This is a genomic window from Rhodococcus sp. NPDC003318, from assembly GCF_042879035.1.
Taxonomy (GTDB): Bacteria; Actinomycetota; Actinomycetes; order Mycobacteriales; family Mycobacteriaceae; genus Rhodococcus_G.
On the sequence record NZ_JBIAOU010000001.1, the window covers coordinates 198,135 to 215,560 of the forward strand.

Annotated in this window: 18 protein-coding genes; 11 read left to right on the forward strand and 7 right to left on the reverse strand. The window is 69.8% G+C overall.

Annotated features, from left to right (window positions below; all coding sequences use genetic code 11):
• The first annotated feature begins 25 nt into the window (after nt 1-25).
• Nucleotides 26-526, forward strand: coding sequence for a nuclear transport factor 2 family protein (locus tag ACFYVR_RS00870; RefSeq protein ID WP_387468711.1), 501 nt, complete (start codon nt 26-28; stop codon nt 524-526).
• A gap of 18 nt (nt 527-544) precedes the next feature.
• Here ACFYVR_RS00870 and ACFYVR_RS00875 read toward each other — a convergent pair whose 3' ends face one another.
• A complete protein-coding gene (locus ACFYVR_RS00875; RefSeq protein WP_387468712.1) occupies nt 545-1,396 on the reverse strand; it encodes a tRNA (adenine-N1)-methyltransferase in 852 nt (283 codons plus the stop codon).
• An 88-nt stretch (nt 1,397-1,484) separates the two neighbouring features.
• On the opposite strand from ACFYVR_RS00875, the gene ACFYVR_RS00880 reads away from it, so the two are divergent.
• Genes ACFYVR_RS00880 through ACFYVR_RS00890 form a run of 3 tightly spaced genes read left to right on the forward strand, consistent with a single transcriptional unit; the run spans nt 1,485 to nt 3,213 of the window.
• Nucleotides 1,485-2,360 (forward strand): RecB family exonuclease, encoded by an 876-nt coding sequence (locus ACFYVR_RS00880; RefSeq protein WP_387468713.1) that lies wholly within the window; start codon nt 1,485-1,487, stop codon nt 2,358-2,360.
• Nucleotides 2,357-2,488 carry a hypothetical protein gene (locus ACFYVR_RS00885; protein ID WP_387468714.1) on the forward strand — a complete coding sequence of 44 codons (132 nt, stop codon included), beginning with the start codon at nt 2,357-2,359 and terminating at the stop codon, nt 2,486-2,488. Before ACFYVR_RS00880 ends, ACFYVR_RS00885 begins: the two co-directional genes overlap by 4 nt.
• Complete coding sequence (locus tag ACFYVR_RS00890; protein WP_387468715.1) at nt 2,485-3,213, forward strand: thioesterase family protein; 729 nt, start codon at nt 2,485-2,487, stop codon at nt 3,211-3,213. The genes ACFYVR_RS00885 and ACFYVR_RS00890 overlap by 4 nt, the downstream gene beginning before the upstream one ends.
• A 52-nt stretch (nt 3,214-3,265) precedes the next feature.
• Here ACFYVR_RS00890 and hisG read toward each other — a convergent pair whose 3' ends face one another.
• The 6 genes from hisG to metH form a co-directional block, all read right to left on the reverse strand.
• On the reverse strand, nt 3,266-4,117 hold the full coding sequence (gene hisG / locus ACFYVR_RS00895) for an ATP phosphoribosyltransferase (protein ID WP_387468716.1): 852 nt from the start codon (nt 4,115-4,117) through the stop codon (nt 3,266-3,268).
• 51 nt (nt 4,118-4,168) lie between these two features.
• A complete protein-coding gene (locus ACFYVR_RS00900; protein WP_387468717.1) occupies nt 4,169-4,432 on the reverse strand; it encodes a phosphoribosyl-ATP diphosphatase in 264 nt (87 codons plus the stop codon).
• Nucleotides 4,433-4,477: 45 nt separating this feature from the next.
• A complete protein-coding gene (locus tag ACFYVR_RS00905) occupies nt 4,478-5,428 on the reverse strand; it encodes a pseudouridine synthase (RefSeq protein ID WP_387468718.1) in 951 nt (316 codons plus the stop codon).
• A gap of 6 nt (nt 5,429-5,434) precedes the next feature.
• Nucleotides 5,435-6,286 (reverse strand): rhodanese-related sulfurtransferase, encoded by an 852-nt coding sequence (locus ACFYVR_RS00910; protein ID WP_387468719.1) that lies wholly within the window; start codon nt 6,284-6,286, stop codon nt 5,435-5,437.
• Nucleotides 6,287-6,361: 75 nt separating this feature from the next.
• Nucleotides 6,362-7,057, reverse strand: coding sequence for an HAD family hydrolase (locus tag ACFYVR_RS00915; protein ID WP_387468720.1), 696 nt, complete (start codon nt 7,055-7,057; stop codon nt 6,362-6,364).
• Nucleotides 7,050-10,619, reverse strand: coding sequence for a methionine synthase (gene metH, locus ACFYVR_RS00920; RefSeq protein WP_387468721.1), 3,570 nt, complete (start codon nt 10,617-10,619; stop codon nt 7,050-7,052). The genes ACFYVR_RS00915 and metH overlap by 8 nt, the downstream gene beginning before the upstream one ends.
• A 51-nt stretch (nt 10,620-10,670) precedes the next feature.
• Between metH and ACFYVR_RS00925 the strand changes: the two genes are divergently transcribed.
• Genes ACFYVR_RS00925 through ACFYVR_RS00955 form a run of 7 tightly spaced genes read left to right on the forward strand, consistent with a single transcriptional unit; the run spans nt 10,671 to nt 17,317 of the window.
• On the forward strand, nt 10,671-11,603 hold the full coding sequence (locus tag ACFYVR_RS00925; protein ID WP_387468722.1) for a PAC2 family protein: 933 nt from the start codon (nt 10,671-10,673) through the stop codon (nt 11,601-11,603).
• On the forward strand, nt 11,600-12,736 hold the full coding sequence (locus ACFYVR_RS00930) for an MFS transporter (protein ID WP_387468723.1): 1,137 nt from the start codon (nt 11,600-11,602) through the stop codon (nt 12,734-12,736). Before ACFYVR_RS00925 ends, ACFYVR_RS00930 begins: the two co-directional genes overlap by 4 nt.
• 60 nt (nt 12,737-12,796) lie before the next feature.
• Nucleotides 12,797-13,357 (forward strand): STAS domain-containing protein, encoded by a 561-nt coding sequence (locus tag ACFYVR_RS00935; RefSeq protein WP_387468724.1) that lies wholly within the window; start codon nt 12,797-12,799, stop codon nt 13,355-13,357.
• A 37-nt stretch (nt 13,358-13,394) separates the two neighbouring features.
• Complete coding sequence (locus tag ACFYVR_RS00940; RefSeq protein WP_387468725.1) at nt 13,395-13,835, forward strand: helix-turn-helix transcriptional regulator; 441 nt, start codon at nt 13,395-13,397, stop codon at nt 13,833-13,835.
• A gap of 10 nt (nt 13,836-13,845) precedes the next feature.
• On the forward strand, nt 13,846-14,259 hold the full coding sequence (locus tag ACFYVR_RS00945) for a VOC family protein (RefSeq protein WP_387468726.1): 414 nt from the start codon (nt 13,846-13,848) through the stop codon (nt 14,257-14,259).
• Entirely contained in the window at nt 14,256-14,882 is a 627-nt protein-coding gene (locus ACFYVR_RS00950; RefSeq protein WP_387468727.1) for a glyoxalase, read from the forward strand. The genes ACFYVR_RS00945 and ACFYVR_RS00950 overlap by 4 nt, the downstream gene beginning before the upstream one ends.
• Before the next feature lie 50 nt (nt 14,883-14,932).
• Nucleotides 14,933-17,317, forward strand: coding sequence for an ATP-binding cassette domain-containing protein (locus tag ACFYVR_RS00955; protein ID WP_387468728.1), 2,385 nt, complete (start codon nt 14,933-14,935; stop codon nt 17,315-17,317).
• Nucleotides 17,318-17,426 lie beyond the last annotated feature (109 nt).

The following is a 17,426-nucleotide window of genomic DNA, read 5'->3' on the forward strand; positions in this document are numbered from 1 at the left end:
ACTTCCAGAAAGGCCCCCCGTGATCATGCGCACGCCACTCGTCGCCGCCGGAGCCGTCGCACTCGCCCTCGGCGTCGCCGCGTGCGGCTCGGACGACGCCGACGACACGACCCCCGCGACGACCACGACTGCCGCGGCAGCGGCGACGACCAGCACGAATGCGTCCACCACCGCCGCGAGCGCGGCCGGCGCACCCGACGCGGCAACGCTCGACGCCACGCTGACCAAGTTCTTCGACCCCGCCGTTCCCACGGCAGAGAAGGTCCTCCTGATCGAGGACGGACAGAAGCAGGCCACCGCGATCGACCAGTTCAACGGCGTGCTCCAGGGCTACCCCCTCACCGCCGACGTCACCGCTGTCACGCCGGTCGACCCCGACACCGTCACCGCGACCACCACCATCGCCGGCCCACACGGCGGAGCACCGGTTCCCGTCACCTTCGACGAGGAGGACGGTGCCTGGGTCGTCTCCACCGAGTCCGTCTGCTCGATCCTCGGCATGGGGCAGCTGGCCTGCGTGCAGTAGCCGGCCCGCAGCGCCGGGTCAGCCCTTCCCGGCGCGGCGCTGCGGCTTGGGGGTGACGGTGCCCTCGGCGAGACGCCGGGCACTGACCAGGAACGCCGTGTGGCCCTGCATGCGGTGCTCGGGCCGCACGGCCAGTCCCACCACGTGCCAGCCGCGCACGATCGACTCCCAGGACCGCGGTTCGGTCCAGCACTCCTGCGCCCGGAGCGCCTCGACGACCGTCGACAGCTGCGTCGTCGTCGCGACGTAGACGATGAGCACACCCCCGGGCACCAGCGCCTTCGACACCGCGGGCAGGACGTCCCACGGCGCCAGCATGTCGAGCACGACACGGTCGACCTGACCGTGGACGTCGGAGTCGTAGTCGGCCAGGTCGCCGATGGTCAGGTTCCAGTTGTCGGGGCGCTCACCGAAGAAGGTCTCCACGTTCCGCACGGCGTGCTCGGCGTGGTCCTCGCGCACCTCCCACGAGGTCACCTTGCCCTCCGGTCCGACAGCCCGCAGCAGCGAGCAGGTCAGTGCACCGGACCCGGCGCCGGCCTCGAGCACCCGTGCCCCGGGGAAGACGTCACCCTCGTGCACGATCTGCGCGGCGTCCTTCGGATAGATCACCTGGGCACCGCGCGGCATCGAGAGCACGTAGTCGGTCAGCAGGGGCCGCAACGCGAGGTAGGGGGTGCCGTTCGTGGAGGTGACGACGCTGCCCTCGGCGGTGCCGATCAGGTCGTCGTGAAGGATGCCGCCGCGGTGGGTGTGGAACTCCTTGCCCGGCTCGAGCACCACCGTGTACTTGCGCGCCTTCGCGTCGGTGAGCTGGACGCGATCCCCGACCCGGAACGGACCGCTGGGTCGAGTCTGCAACGCTGACATCTGTTCGGTACTCCTCTGGTGTTGTGCCCGGCGACCGGTGCGCCGGCCCCGCTCGGTGGTGTCGGGCCCTGCGCATACCCTGCCAGGTGTGAGCAGCACCCCGACGACGCACCCCACCGAATCGACCGGCGCCGTCGACGGGCCGAGACCCCGGTCGCGGCCCGCGCTGTCCCCGTCGCGGGCGGGCGACTTCAAGCAGTGCCCCCTGCTGTACCGCTTCCGGGCGGTCGACCGCTTGCCGGAGGCGGTGACCAGAGCCCAGGTCCGGGGCACGGTGGTCCACGCGGCGCTGGAGGCCCTCTACGCCCTGCCCGCGGCGCAGCGGGGAGTGGATTCGGCGCTCACACTGGTCGAACCGGCGTGGGAACGGATCCGGGCGGAGGCGCCGGTCGTCTCGGACACCGTCCCCGAGGCGGACCTCGGGGGTTTCCTCGCCGAGGCGAGGCGTCTCGTCGAGCGCTACTACCGGCTCGAGAACCCCGCCGGCTTCGATCCGGAGTCGTGCGAGTTGCGCATCGAGACCGAACTCGACGACGGTGTCCCGCTGCGCGGTTTCGTGGACCGGATCGATGTGGCACCGACCGGCGAGGTCCGGGTGGTCGACTACAAGACCGGACGCGCACCGCGTGCGGGGTTCGAGCAGTCGGCCCTGTTCCAGATGAAGTTCTACGCACTGATGGTGCTGCGGACCCGGGGCGTGGTGCCGGCCCAACTCCGTCTGCTGTACCTCGCCGAGGAGCAGATCCTCACGTACGTACCGGATCAGGACGAGCTCCGCCGCTTCGAGCGGACACTGAGCGCGATGTGGCGGGCGATCCTCGCGGCGGCCACCACCGGCGAGTTCACACCGAATCCCGGCCGCATGTGCGGGTTCTGCGACCACAAACGACTGTGCCCCGCGTTCGGCGGCACACCGCCGCCCTATCCGGGTTGGCCCGACCACATCGAGGAACACCGACCGTGACCGACGCCGCCCCCACCGTCCCGGACGATGTCACCGTCTCGGACGATGTCACGGTTCAGGCCTATTTCGTTCCGCTGGAACCACTTCCGGACGGCACACTTCGGTTCGGGCCGACCCCCACACCGTGAGCACCTGGTCGGACGACATGCAGCACGGGTCTCCACCGTCGGCGCTCCTGGCCTGGGTGTTGCGCCGCTGCGAGCAGCGACCGGACACCCGGGTGACGCGCGTCGTGATCGAGCTACTCGGGGCGGTACCGCTGACGGAGATCCGGGTGCGATCGTGGGTGGAACGGCCGGGACGGCGCATCGAACTCGTCGTCGCCGAGTTGAGTGCGTGCGGACCCGACGGTACGTGGCGGGCCGTCGCCCGCGGCACGGCGTGGCGGCTGCAGACCGCGGACACCTCCGCGATCGCCCACGCCGCCGACCCGGCGCTGCCTCCGCGGACCACGTCCGAACCGCTCCCCGAGGGTGGTTTCTGGCACTCCGGCTTCATCGACACCGTGGACTGGAACTGGCTCACCCCGCTCGGCGCACCGGGCGTCTCCCACGCCTGGGGTAAGCCGAATCCCGTTCTGGTGGAAGGCCATCCCATCGACGCGGTGGACCGCCTCTTCCTGATCGCGGACACCGCGAACGGCGTGGGCACCAAGCTCGATCCGCGGGAGTGGACGTTCCTCAACACCGACGTCACGGTGCACATCTTCCGGGAGCCGGAAGGCGAGTGGATCGGGGTGTCGGCGGAGACCTCCTACGGCCCGGACGGCGTCGCGATGTCCTCCGGCGTGCTGCACGACGACTCGGGTCCGGTGGCTCGCGTCACCCAGACGGTGCAGGTTCGGGCCCGCTGACCGACCGCGGCCCCTCGCACGAGGTGCGAGGGGCCGCGCGAAGGTTCGGGTGTCAGAACGCCCGGCAGGTGCGGATGTCGGTGGCGAGGATCGCCTTGGCGCCGATCTCGGCGAGCTGGTCCATCACGTCGTTGCTGCCCTTGCGCGGCACCATCGACCGGATCGCCACCCACTCCTCGTCGGCGAGCGGCGCGACCGTCGGCGACTCCAGCCCGGGGGTGATCGCCACGGCCTCGGACAGCCGCGAGCGCGGGCAGTCGTAGTCGAGCATCACGTACTGCTGCGCGCGCACCACGCCCTGGACGCGGGCGATCAGCTGGTTGCGGGCACGGTCGTCCCGGTCGGACCCCTCCCGCTCGATCAGGACACCCTCCGAGTCGCACAGCGACTCGCCGAACGCGACGAGGTTGTGCTGACGCAAGGTGCGACCGGAGCCGACGACGTCGGCGATGGCGTCGGCGACCCCGAGCTGGATGGAGATCTCGACGGCGCCGTCGAGCCGGATCACGGTCGCGTCGACGCCCCGGCGGGCCAGGTCGGTGCGCACCAGGTTCGGGTACGACGTCGCGATCCGCAGTCCGGCGAGGTCGTCGGGCGACCACGCCTTGCCCGCGGGTGCGGCGTAGCGGAACGACGACCGGCCGAAGCCGAGCGACAGGCGCTCGGACACCGGCGCGCCGGAGTCGAGGGCCAGGTCGCGCCCGGTGATGCCGAGATCCAGTTCACCGGATCCGACGTAGATGGCGATGTCCTTCGGCCGCAGGAAGAAGAACTCCACCTGGTTCGACGGGTCGAGGACGGTCAGGTCTCGGGAATCGGTCCGGCGACGGTAGCCGGCTTCGCTGAGGATCTCGGCGGCGGACTCGGACAGGGAACCCTTGTTGGGCACTGCAACGCGCAGCATCGGTACTTCCTTCGAAGGCGAGGGGTGTCGGGGAGTCGAGGTGGGGACGACTCACAGATGTCGGTAGACGTCCTCGAGCTTCAGTCCGCGGCCGATCATCAGGACCTGCACCCAGTACAGCAACTGCGAGATCTCCTCGGACAGTTCCTCGTCGCTCTGGTACTCGGCGGCGATCCACACCTCGCCTGCCTCTTCGATCACCTTCTTGCCCTGGGCATGGACGCCGGCATCCAGCGCGGCCACGGTGCCGGAGCCCTCGGGGCGGGTGGCGGCACGGTCGGACAGCTCGGCGAACAGCGAGTCGAAGGTCTTCACGAGTCGCCATTGTTTCACAGGACCCGACGGGTCCCGCCCTCGCACTCAGCCTGCCGGCCGGGTGAAGTCGAGATCGTCGGGCCGCGGGGGCTCACCGGACAGCGTCCTGCGGCTGGTGAACACGCGCAGGTCCCCGGTGATCGGGTCGGTGTAGCGCACACTGCGTGCCAGGAGGCGGAGCGGGTCGGTGAAGTCGTCCGGGGCGCGGTGCCGCAGTGTGGGATAGAAGTCGTCACCGAGTATCGGCAGCCCGAGCGACGCCATGTGCAGGCGCAACTGGTGGGTGCGTCCGGTGACCGGGCGCAGCCGGTAGCGGGCGTGGTCGCCTTCCGCCTCGATCACGTCGATCTCGGTGTGCGCGTTCGGCTCTCCGGGCACCTCGCGGGCCGTCGGTTCGCCGTGCCGCTTGTCGATGCGGCTGCGCACCGTGCACGGGAACGTCCGGTCCGGTACGTACGGCGCCACGGCCTCGTACTCCTTGACCACCCCGCGCTGTTCGAACAGCTGCTGGTACGGCCGCCGCAGCGCCGGATCGGTCGTGCACACCAGGACACCCGCGGTCATCCGGTCCAGGCGGTGGACCGGCACCAGGTCGGGCAGGTCCAGCGCGCGACGCATCCGCACGACGACGGATTCGCGGATGTGCCGTCCCCGCGGAATCGTCGCGAGGAAGTGCGGCTTGTCGACGACCAGCAGTCCGTCGCCGTGATGCAGGACGTCCACCTCGAACGGCACCGCGGTCTCCGCGGGCGGCTCCCGGTAGAAGTGGACGACGAGGCCGGGGCGGTACGGCGTGTCGGCGGCGACCGGCGCACCGGACCGGTCCACCACCTCGCCGGCCGCGAACCGGCCGTCCCAGTCGTCCTCGGGCGCCACACCCGTCAGGTATGCGCCCACCGTGGCGACCGGGTGCCCCGCCGGCAGCTGCAGCCGGTCTGGGCCGAGGCCGTCGCGCAGCGGCAGGGGTGGACGGGTCGCCGTCCGCCGGCGTGCCATCGCCGGTCAGGCGTCCGGTGCGCAGGCGGTGCACAGCAGGATCTGCGCGCGGCCCTCGCTGGTGCTGTGGTCGACGTACCGCGACGTCGGGGTCCCGCAGGTGGCGCAGGCACCGAGAACCGCGGCGCCCGCGGAGAAGTCGACCTTCCGGCGGCCGTCGAAGACGTACAGCGAACCGTCCCACAGGCCGTCGTCGCCGAACGTCTCGCCGTATCGGACGATGCCGCCGTCGAGTTGGTAGACCTCCTCGAACCCGCGTCGACGCATCAGTGCCGACAGCACCTCGCAGCGCACACCGCCGGTGCAGTAGGTGACGACGGGCTTCGACTTGAGGTGGTCGTAGCGCCCGCTGTCGAGTTCGGCGACGAAGTCGCGGGTGGTCGCGACGTCGGGGACGACGGCGCCGCGGAAACGACCGATCTCCGCTTCGAACGCGTTGCGCCCGTCGAAGAACACCACCTCGTCGCCACGCCGGTCGACGAGCTCGTGCAGATCGGTCGGCGACAGGTGGGTACCGCCGTCCACGACGCCGTCGGCGTCGACCGTCAGCTCGTCGGGCGCGCCGAAGGTGACGATCTCCGGACGCACCTTCACCGACAGCCGCGGGAAGTCGTCGCCGGTGCCGTCGGACCACTTGATGTCGGCGTCCGCGAACGGCGCGTACTCCCGGGTCCCCCGGACGTACCGCTTGACGGCCGTGACGTCACCGCCGACCGTCGCGTTGATCCCGTGCTCCGACACAAGGATTCGGCCGGTGAGCCCGTTCGCGGAGGCCAGTGCGTGCTGCCACAGCCGGATCGCCTCCGGATCCGCGAGCGGCGTGAACCGGTAGAACAGGACGATCTTCGGGATGGACACGGGGCGTGTCTCCTAATCCTTCTCGGATGCATCTGGGCGCCAGAGGCGCCGGTACGGAGATTCGGAGGCACGCCCTCAGACGGTGACGAGCGAGTACAGCGAGGGCAGGTCGGCCGCGGTGAGCCCGACGAGGGTGTCGCGGAAAACCCGCCGGGGCCCGGCCGGCACCACGACCAGCGACGGCACCACGAGGACGGTGCAGCCGGCGGCCTCCGCGGACGCCGCACCGGTCGGCGAGTCCTCGACCGCCAGGCAGCGCCCGGGGTCGACGTCGAGCAGTTCCGCGGCTCGCAGGTAGGGCGCGGGATCGGGCTTGCCCGCGGGGACCTCGTCGCCGCACACCGAGTGGTCGAAGTGCTCGCGGCCGAGGATGCCGAGCGCGAAGTCGCACAGTTCCCGTTCGGTGTTGGTGACGAGCACCGACCCGAGGCCGAGAGACCGCACGAGTCCCAGTGCCTCGCGGGCCCCCGGCCGCCACGGCAGACCGGCCGCGAACATCTCCCCCATCAGCGAGTACAACCAGGTCCGGGCCTCCGCCAGCGCCTGGGGGGTGCGGACGAGGCCCAGCGAGTCGAAGACCGTGGCGAGCGCGAACGGCGTCGACGATCCGATGGTCGCCTCCCGCGTCTCCTCGGTCATCGGTCCCCCGAGGTGCTCGGAGAGCCTCCGCAGACCGGTGTCCCACAGGTTCTCGGACTCGAGCAACGTGCCGTCCATGTCCCACAGCACGGCCTGCAACCCGGAGCCGGTGATCGTGTCGATGTCAGACATTGAAGTACTTGGCCTCCGGGTGGTGCAGCACGAACGCGTCGGTCGACTGCTCGGGGTGCAGCTGGACCTCCTCCGAGAGTTCGACACCGATGCGTCCCGGTTCGAGAAGGGCGACGAGCTTGCGTCGGTCCTCGAGGTCGGGGCAGGCACCGTATCCGAACGAGTAACGCGCGCCGCGGTATTCGAGTTTGAAGTAGGCCTCGACGTTCGCCGGATCCTGCTCGGCGAGGGTGTGCCCGTCCGGGAGCGTCAGCTCCTCGCGGACGCGGCGGTGCCAGTACTCGGCCAGTGCCTCGGTGAGCTGCACGCCGATGCCGTGCACCTCGAGGTAGTCGCGGTAGGAGTTCTCCGCGAACAGTTCGTTGGCGAAGTCCGCGATCGGCTGCCCCATCGTGACCAGGTTCATCGGCAGCACGTCGACCCGGCCGTCCCTCCGGGCGTCCTCGCGGGAGCGCACGAAGTCGGCGATGCACAGGAACCGGTCCCGCTGCTGACGGGGGAAGGTGAACCGGAAACGTTCCGCGGCATCGGGTTCGGGCGATTCGAGGACCACGACGTCGTCGCCCTCGGAGACCGCCGGGAAGTACCCGTAGACGACGGACGCGTGGTGCAGGATGCCCTCGGTGCTGAGCCGGTCGAGCCAGTACCGCAGACGCGGACGGCCTTCCGTCTCCACCAGCTCCTCGTAGGTGGGGCCGTCACCGGCGCGCTGCCCGCGCAGCCCCCACTGCCCGAGGAACAGGGCCCGCTCGTCGAGCAGGCCCGAGTACTCGGCCAGCGCGATGCCCTTGACGACGCGGGTGCCCCAGAAGGGCGGCGTCGGGACGGCGACGTCGGTGGCGACGTCGGAGCGATCGGGAACCTCGACGGGTGTCGCGGCGGCCTTGCGCTGCTCGGCGATCCGCCTGGACCGCTCGTGGCGGGCCTTGCGCTCGGCCGCCTTCTCCTTGGCCGCCAACGCTTCCGGGCTGTCGGGTGCCGGCCCCTCGCCGCGCTTGGTGGCCATGATGGAGTCCATCAGGTGCAGGCCCTCGAACGCGTCGCGGGCGTACGACACCTCGCCCTCGTAGATCTCGGCGAGGTCGTTCTCGACGTACGAGCGGGTCAGTGCGGCACCACCGAGGAGCACCGGGAACTGCGCGGCGACGCCCTTGGCGTTGAGCTCCTCGAGGTTCTCCTTCATCACCACGGTCGACTTCACCAGCAGACCCGACATGCCGATGACGTCGGCGCGCTTGTCCAACGCGACGTCGAGGATCGTCGCGATCGGCTGCTTGATGCCGATGTTGACGACCTCGTAGCCGTTGTTGGACAGGATGATGTCGACGAGGTTCTTGCCGATGTCGTGGACGTCGCCCTTGACGGTGGCGAGCACGATCCGGCCCTTGCCGGCCTCGTCGGTGGCCTCCATGTGCGGCTCGAGGTACGCGACGGCGGCCTTCATCACCTCCGCGGACTGCAGCACGAACGGCAACTGCATCTGGCCGGAGCCGAAGAGCTCACCGACCGTCTTCATGCCGGACAGCAGCGTCTCGTTGATGATCTCGAGCGGCGGACGTTCGAGCATCGCGGCGTCGAGGTCGGCGTCGAGACCGGCCCGTTCGCCGTCGACGATGCGCCGCTCGAGCCGCTCGAACAGCGGCAGTGCGGCCAGCTCCTCGGCCCGCGACTCGCGCGCCGACGCCGCGGACACGCCCTCGAACAGTTCCATCAGCTTCTGCAGCGGGTCGTAGCCCTCGTGGCGGCGGTCGTAGACCAGGTCGAGGGCCGTCTGCCGCTGCTCCTCGGGGATCCGGGCCATCGGCAGGATCTTCGACGCGTGCACGATGGCCGTGTCCAGCCCGGCTTCGGTGCACTCGTGGAGGAACACCGAGTTCAGCACCTGACGGGCCGCCGCGTTGAGTCCGAACGAGATGTTCGAGATGCCGAGGGTGAAGTGGACGTCGGGGTGCCTGCGCTTGATCTCGCGGATCGCCTCGATCGTCTCGATGCCGTCGCGCCGCACCTCCTCCTGACCGGTGGAGATCGGGAACGTCAACGCGTCGATGATGATGTCGGACTCCGCCAGACCCCACGTCGTGGTGATGTCCTCGATGAGACGCTCCGCGATCCGCACCTTGTGTTCGGCGGTGCGGGCCTGCCCCTCCTCGTCGATGGTGAGAGCGACGACCGCGGCGCCGTGCTCCTTGACCAGCCGCATGATCCGCTGGTACCGCGAGTCGGGGCCGTCGCCGTCCTCGTAGTTGACGGAGTTGACGGCGCAGCGGCCACCGAGGTGTTCGAGGCCGGCGCGCAGCACGTCCGGTTCGGTCGAGTCGAGCATGATCGGCAGCGTCGACGCCGTCGCGAAGCGGCTCGCGAGCGCCGCCATGTCCGCAGCCCCGTCCCGGCCCACGTAGTCGACGTTGAGGTCGAGCATGTGCGCGCCGTCGCGGGTCTGGTCCTTCGCGATGTCGATGCACTTCTGGTAGTCCTCGGCGAGCATCGCCTCACGGAACGCCTTGGAGCCGTTGGAGTTCGTCCGCTCGCCGATCATCAGGATCGACGCGTCCTGATCGAACGGCACGGAAGCGTACAGCGACGAGGTCCCCTCCTCGGGCCGCGGATCGCGCTGCGCCTTCTCCACGAGCCGGACCGCGTCCGCGACCTGCCGGATGTGCTCCGGCGTGGTGCCACAGCATCCGCCGACCAGGGACAGACCGAACTCCGTCACGAAACCGGACAGCGCGGCGGCCAGTTCCTCGGCGGTGAGCGGGTACTCGGCGCCGTTCGGCCCGAGTTGCGGCAGCCCGGCGTTCGGCATCACCGACACCGGCAGCACCGAGTGCTTCGACAGGTGCCGCAGGTGCTCGCTCATCTCGTCGGGACCGGTGGCGCAGTTCAGGCCGATCATGTCGATGCCGAGCGGTTCGAGGGCGGTCAGCGCCGCCCCGATCTCGCTGCCGAGCAGCATGGTGCCGGTGGTCTCGACGGTGACGTGGGCGATGATCGGAATCCGGCGTCCGGCGCGGTCCATCGCGTGCTGGCTGCCGATGATCGCGGCCTTGACCTGCAGCAGGTCCTGGCAGGTCTCCACGAGGATCGCGTCGGCACCGCCGTCGATCATACCCAGCGCGGACTCGGTGTAGGCGTCCCGCAGGACGGCGAACGGGGCGTGCCCGAGCGTCGGCAGCTTGGTGCCCGGCCCCATCGAGCCGAGGACGAAGCGCGCCATCCCGTCTCGTCCCGGCCCCATCTCGTCGGCGACGTCGCGGGCGATCCGGGTACCGCGTTCCGAGAGATCCCGGATGCGGTGGGAGATGTCGTAGTCCGCGAGGTTCGGCAGGTTGCAGCCGAAGGTGTTGGTCTCGACGGCATCGGCACCGGCCTCGAAGTACGCGGCGTGGATGTCGCGCAGCACGTCGGGGCGGGTCTCGTTGAGGATCTCGTTGCAGCCCTCGAGGCCGAGGAAGTCGTCGAGGGTGAGGTTGGCGGCCTGCAGCATCGTTCCCATGGCACCGTCGCCGATCACAACACGCTGTGAGAGCGCATCCAACAGGGCGGAATGGAATGGGGCAGACATGCCGTCCAGAGTAGTGGGCGGCTCGGACCACCCTGGCCTTAGGCTGGGCAGGTGAGTCCAAGCGAACACCCCGACGTCCCCGATGCGGCGGAGCCCGATGCCGTCGACACCGAGGGGAGCGATGACGTTCTCGTCCTCCGCGACCCCATCCTGGTGGCCGCGTTCGAGGGCTGGAACGACGCAGGAGACGCCGCGAGCGGCGCCGTCGAGCACCTCGAACTGATCTGGGATGCCCGCCCGCTGGCCGAACTGGACTCCGAGGACTACTACGACTACCAGGTCAATCGGCCGCAGGTGCGGCAGGTCGAGGGCGTCACCCGGGAGATCCAGTGGCCCGCGACGCGGATCTCGGTGTGCTCACCTCCCGGCAGCGAACGCGACGTCCTGCTGCTGCGCGGCATCGAACCGAACATGCGGTGGCGCAGCTTCTGCGACGACCTGCTCGAGATCATCGAAGAGCTCGGCGTCACGACCGTGGTGATCCTCGGTGCCCTGCTCGCCGACACCCCGCACACCCGTCCCGTCCCCGTCACCGGCACCGCGTACAGCACCGAGTCCGCCCAACAGTTCAACCTCCAGCAGACCCGCTACGAGGGACCGACCGGGATCACCGGCGTCCTGCAGGACGAGTGCGTCAAGGCCGGTGTCCCTGCCATCTCGTTCTGGGCGGCGGTGCCCCACTACGTGTCGCAGCCGCCGAACCCGAAGGCGACGGTCGCGCTGCTCCAGCGCGTCGAGGACGTCCTCGACGTCGAGGTTCCGCTCGGCGAACTCCCGAGCCAGGCCGAGGACTGGGAGCAGTCGGTGACCGAGATGACCGAGGAGGACGAGGAGATCTCCGAGTACGTCCGTTCCCTCGAGGAACGCGGCGACGCGGAGGTCGACATCTCCGAGGCGATCTCCAAGATCGACGGTGACGCGATCGCCGCCGAGTTCGAGCGGTACCTGCGTCGACGCGGCCCCGGGAGCTTCGGCGGCCTGTGAGCACGCGTGACCGGCTGCAGCGCGGTGCGCTGTACTCCGGCGGATTCCTGGGCCCGTTCGGTGGCGGCGTGGTCACGTCGATGCTCCCCGAACTCGGCGACTCGCTGGGGGTGAGCACCGCGCAGGCCGCGTCGTCACTGACCTCGTACCTGCTCCCGTTCGCGACGTTGATGCTGGTGTCCGGGACGTACGGAGCCCGGTGGGGCGGGTTGCGGACCGTGCGGGTCGCGTACGGCGTCTACGCGGCGGCCGCGCTGGTGTCGACGCTGGCGCCGACCTTCGCACTGTTCCAGGTCGGACGCGTGCTGCAGGGATGCGCGAACGCGTTCACGACACCCCTGCTGCTCGGCGCGCTCGCGGCCGTCACTCCGGCGGCCCGGCTCGGGCGGGCACTCGGCGCGTTCGGTGCGCTGCAGGCGGCCGGTCAGACCACCGCGCCATTGATCGGCGGCATCACCGCGGAGGCGAACTGGCGGATCGCGTTCGCGATCATCGCGGCCGTCGCCCTCGCACTCGGGGCGCTCGGCCTGCCCCGAACCGCCACTCCCGCCGAGTCGGGGGCACCACCCCGGCTGCGGGACGCCATGCAGCCCGCGGTCCTGCGAGTGGGCCTCGTCGCGCTGCTGGGCTGGGGCGCGCTCGGCGGGCTCGGGTTCCTCGTCGCATTCCGGGCCGAGGACGAGCTCGGCCTCGACTCCGCGCACCGCGGCCTGCTGCTGACCGGCTTCGGCCTGGCGGGCATGCTCGCCGCCCGGCCCGTCGGCGCGGCGATCGACCGCTGGGGCGCCCGCGCCGCCGTCCTCACCGGAGCCGTCGGCGGCGCGGTGCTGGTCGCGGCGACCGGGCTGCTCGGCACCGTCGGGGCGGTCGCGGTCGCGTGGGCGCTGGCCGGTGTCGCCGGCCAACTGGTGCTCGTCGGCGTCAACTCGGCGATCCTGACGTCGGCGGGCGCGAACCGCAGCGGTGCCGTTTCCGTCGTGCAGGCCCTGCGGTTCGGCGGCACCGCGCTCGCACCCCTGGCTCTGACCCCGCTGTACGCGGTGAACCCGGTGGCGGCGTTCGTCGTCCCGACGACGATGCTCGCCGTCGCGGCGCCCCTGTTGATGCCGCGCACACCGGCCCGCACGGACTGACCCGGCCCGTACTGGACGCCCGGTCCGTGCGTTCGGGGCCCGAACCTGATAGACCGAAAGGTGGGTTCGACCCTGACACCGATTGCCCAGACCCTGCTGTCGGTCCGCCCGAATTCTCCCGCACTCGTCCGGTTGCGGTTCGGACGGCGCTCGAGTCACGGCGACATCGGCATCGGGGGTCTCCAGATGCGCATCCACATTCACTGTCTCGATTCATCGCTCGTCGGCCCAGTCGCGTTCCCGGGCGTGTCCCGTGGCATCGGGCCGGGTCCCACGGTCGCATCGGTCACCGGTGATCTCGACATCGCCGCCATCCCGCAGTTCGAGGACGGGATCGACAGTGCGATCGACGCCACAGGTCGAACACTGGTCGTCGACCTCACGCGTGTGGGGTTCGTCAGTGTCTCCGGGGTCCAGGCCCTGGCCGCGGCGCAGTTGCGCGCCGACCACAACGGTGTGGCGATGCTGCTCGTGGCGCGCCGGGGAACCGCGACCCGCGCACTCCACGCGACCGGGCTGACGAGCCGGTTCCAGTGCTTCCCGTCCGTCCGGGCAGCGGTGGACACCCGACGGGAGGAACTCGCCGCCCACATCGGACTGGACTACGTCATCGGCCAATAGCGGTAGGACACGGTCCCGGTGTGGCACCATTCGGGGAGTGACCAGCAGAGCCGAGCAACCCGAGCGGCTGCGTGATCTCGCGTTGCTGCGGCGGGTACGCGACCGGATCGACCGGGAGTACGCGCAGCCGCTGGATGTCGAGGCACTTGCGCGTGGTGTACACATGTCCGCCGGACACCTCAGCCGGCAGTTCAAACTCGCCTACGGGGAACCTCCGTACGCCTACCTGATGACGCGGCGCATCGAGCGCGCGATGGCGCTGTTGCGGCGCGGCGACGTCAGCGTCACCGAGGTGTGTTTCGCGGTCGGCTGCTCGTCGCTCGGCACGTTCAGCACCCGCTTCACCGAACTGGTCGGTGTCCCGCCGAGCGTGTATCGGGACCAGGTGCGCCCGCCGACCGAGATGCCGTCGTGCGTCACCAAGCAGGTGACCAGACCGATCAGGAATCGAGAAGCGCCCGCCGCGAGCCGCGCCTAGCGTGATCGACATGGACATCACCATTCACTCGGCATTCCTCCCCCACGACGACCGCGACGCCGCGCTGACCTTCTACCGGGACCTCCTCGGGTTCGAGGTCCGCAAGGAGGTCGGCTACAACGGGCTGTACTGGATCACCGTCGGACACCCGGACCAGCCCGACACCTCGCTGGTCCTGCACCCCCCGGCCGCCGATCCCGGCATCACCGACGACGAGCGCCGCACGATCACCGAGATGATGGCCAAGGGCACGTACGCCATCCTCACCCTGGCCACCCCCGACCTCGACGCCACCTTCGCGAAGCTCGAGGCCGACGGCGCGGACATCGTCCAGGAACCGATCGAGCAGCCGTACGGCATCCGCGACTGCGCCGTACGCGACCCTGCCGGCAACCTGCTCCGCATCAACGAGGTGATCCGATGACGACCACGGGCCAGACCACCGTCTCGTCGGTGATCCTCGACGTGCCCGACGTCGCGGCCGCGGAGGACTTCTACGCCGAGCTCGGGGTCGGGTCCCGGATCGGTGTGCGGGCCGCGCAGGAGCCGTCCAGCGGTTTCCGCGGTTACACGCTCTCGCTCGTGGTCTCGCAGCCGGGCAACGTCGACGCGTACGTCGCCGCTGCCCGGGGCGCAGGTGCGACGGAACTGAAGCCGGCCCGCAAGAGCCTGTGGGGGTACGGCGCTGCAGTGCAGGCACCGGACGGCGCGATCTGGACGATCGCCAGCTCGTCGAAGAAGGACACCGGGCCGGCGACCCGGCAGTTCGACGAACTGGTCCTGCTTCTCGGCGTGGAGGACGTCAAGGCGAGCAAGGAGTTCTACGTCGATCACGGACTGGTGGTGGAGAAGAGCTTCGGTCGCAAGTACGTTCAGTTCGCGGGCTCGGCGACCGGTGTCACCCTGGCACTGAACGGGCGCCGGGCACTGGCGAAGAACGCGGGGGTCTCCCCGGATGGCACCGGAGCGCACCGGATCACGATCGGCTCGAACGCCGGGCAGTTCACCGATCCCGACGGATTCGTGTGGGATGCCGCGGCCGGATGACGGGCCGTCTCGGGTGGACAGGAAAGCCGAACGCGACAGAGGGAGACCAGATGACCAAGGCCGCGAGCACGACGTCACCGCCGTCACACGCCGCCGACAGCCACGACCTGATCCGCGTGCACGGTGCGCGCGAGAACAACCTCAAGAACATCGACGTGGAGATCCCGAAGCGCAGGCTGACGGTGTTCACCGGAGTCTCCGGATCGGGGAAGAGTTCTCTGGTGTTCGCCACGATCGCCGCGGAGTCGCAGCGGATGATCAACGAGACGTACAGCGCGTTCGTGCAGGGTTTCATGCCGACCCTCGCCCGTCCCGACGTCGACGTGCTCGAGGGTCTGACGACGGCGATCATCGTCGACCAGGAGCGGATGGGCGCCAACCCGCGGTCGACCGTGGGCACGGCCACCGACGCGAACGCGATGCTGCGCATCCTGTTCAGCCGGCTCGGTAAACCGTACATCGGTTCCGCCCAGGCCTTTTCGTTCAACGTCGCCTCCGTCAGCGGTGCCGGTGCGATCACCACGGCCAAGGGCGGGCGGGAGGTGAAGGAGCGGCGCAGCTTCAGCGTCACCGGCGGCATGTGTCTGCGGTGCGAGGGCCGAGGCAGCGTCTCCGACTTCGACCTGACCGCCCTGTACGACGCCGACAAGTCCCTCAACGAGGGGGCGCTGACGATCCCCGGCTACAGCATGGAGGGCTGGTACGGGCGCATCTACCGCGGTTGCGGCTTCTTCGATCCCGACAAGCCGATCGCGACGTTCACGAAGAAGCAGTTGAACGATCTGCTGTACAAGGAACCGACGAAAGTCAAGGTCGAGGGCGTCAACGTCACGTTCGAAGGCTTGATCCCGAAGATCCAGAAGTCGTTCCTGTCCAAGGACCGTGAGGCGATGCAGCCGCACATCCGGGCGTTCGTCGATCGCGCGATCACCTTCCAGACGTGCCCCGACTGCGAGGGCACGCGACTCAGCGCGGAGGCCCGGTCGTCGAAGATCAAGGGGCTCAGCATCGCCGACGTCTGCGCGATGCAGATCAGCGATCTCTCGGCGTGGGTGCGCGGGCTGGACGAACCGTCGGCGGCGCCGCTGCTGAAGTCGCTGAGCGAGACCCTCGACTCGTTCGTCGACATCGGGTTGGGCTACCTGAGCCTGGACCGGCCGGCGGGAACACTGTCCGGTGGCGAGGCGCAGCGCACGAAGCTGATCCGCCACCTGGGGTCGTCGCTCACCGACGTCACGTACGTGTTCGACGAGCCGACGATCGGTCTGCACCCGCACGACATCGACCGGATGAACGATCTGCTGCTGCAGTTGCGCGACAAGGGCAACACCGTGCTCGTCGTCGAGCACAAGCCGGAGGCGATCGCGATCGCCGATCATGTCGTCGACCTGGGGCCGCGCGCGGGCAGCGAGGGCGGCGAGGTGGTCTTCGAGGGCACCGTGGACGGCCTGCGCACCAGCGGCACCATCACCGGCAAGCATCTCGACGACCGCGCCGCGGTGAAGGCGTCGGTACGGACCTCGTCCGGTGTGTTGGCGGTGCGCGGTGCGAACACCCACAACCTGCAGGACGTGGACGTCGACATCCCGCTCGGTGTGCTCACGGTGGTGACCGGGGTCGCGGGCTCGGGAAAGAGTTCGCTGATCCACGGGTCGGTGTCGACGCGCGACGGTGTCGTCGCCATCGACCAGGGGGCGATCAAGGGGTCGCGGCGCAGCAATCCCGCGACGTACACCGGGCTGCTCGAGCCGATCCGCAAGGCGTTCGCGAAGGCCAACGGCGTCAAACCGGGTCTGTTCAGCGCGAACTCCGAGGGTGCGTGCCCGAACTGCAACGGCGCCGGTGTGGTCTACTCCGACCTGGCGATGATGGCCGGCGTGTCCACTCCGTGCGAGGTGTGCGAAGGCAAACGGTTCCAGGCCGAGGTGCTCGACTACACGTTCGGCGGCAGGAACATCGACGAGGTGCTCACGATGTCGGTCGCCGAGGCCGAGGAGTTCTTCGGCGCGGGCGACGGCAGGATCCCGGCGGCGCACAGGATCCTGGTGCGGCTGCACGATGTCGGGTTGGGGTACGTCAAGATCGGTCAGCCCCTGACCACGCTGTCCGGAGGTGAGCGTCAGCGTCTCAAGCTCGCCACCCACATGGGCGAGAACGGCGACGTCTACGTCCTGGACGAGCCGACCACCGGTCTGCATCTCGCCGACGTCGAGAACCTGCTCGGTCTGCTGGACCGGCTCGTGGACTCCGGCAAGTCCGTGATCGTCATCGAGCACCATCAGGCGGTGATGGCCCACGCCGACTGGATCGTCGATCTCGGGCCGGGTGCGGGCCACGACGGCGGCCGTGTCGTCTTCGAGGGCACCCCCGCGGATCTCGTCGCCGCCCGATCCACGCTGACCGGCGAGCACCTCGCGTCCTACGTGGGCGCGTGACCGGGCCGGACCGGGCCCGAAGCGAAAAGCTGACAACGGCCCGGTCCGGACGGTGAGCACTTCCTGATTGCCGCGTAACGTCCCGGCAGCGGACTCGTCACCGCCACGC

Bases quoted from the DNA above. Each gene is read 5' to 3' on its own strand.
- ACFYVR_RS00870 (WP_387468711.1), top strand. From the start codon at position 26: ATGCGCACGCCACTCGTCGCCGCCGGAGCCGTCGCACTCGCCCTCGGC.
- ACFYVR_RS00875 (WP_387468712.1), bottom strand. From the start codon at position 1,396: ATGTCAGCGTTGCAGACTCGACCCAGCGGTCCGTTCCGGGTCGGGGAT.
- hisG (WP_387468716.1), bottom strand. From the start codon at position 4,117: ATGCTGCGCGTTGCAGTGCCCAACAAGGGTTCCCTGTCCGAGTCCGCC.
- ACFYVR_RS00905 (WP_387468718.1), bottom strand. From the start codon at position 5,428: ATGGCACGCCGGCGGACGGCGACCCGTCCACCCCTGCCGCTGCGCGAC.
- ACFYVR_RS00915 (WP_387468720.1), bottom strand. From the start codon at position 7,057: ATGTCTGACATCGACACGATCACCGGCTCCGGGTTGCAGGCCGTGCTG.
- metH (WP_387468721.1), bottom strand. From the start codon at position 10,619: ATGTCTGCCCCATTCCATTCCGCCCTGTTGGATGCGCTCTCACAGCGT.
- ACFYVR_RS00945 (WP_387468726.1), top strand. From the start codon at position 13,846: ATGGACATCACCATTCACTCGGCATTCCTCCCCCACGACGACCGCGAC.
- ACFYVR_RS00950 (WP_387468727.1), top strand. From the start codon at position 14,256: ATGACGACCACGGGCCAGACCACCGTCTCGTCGGTGATCCTCGACGTG.
- ACFYVR_RS00955 (WP_387468728.1), top strand. From the start codon at position 14,933: ATGACCAAGGCCGCGAGCACGACGTCACCGCCGTCACACGCCGCCGAC.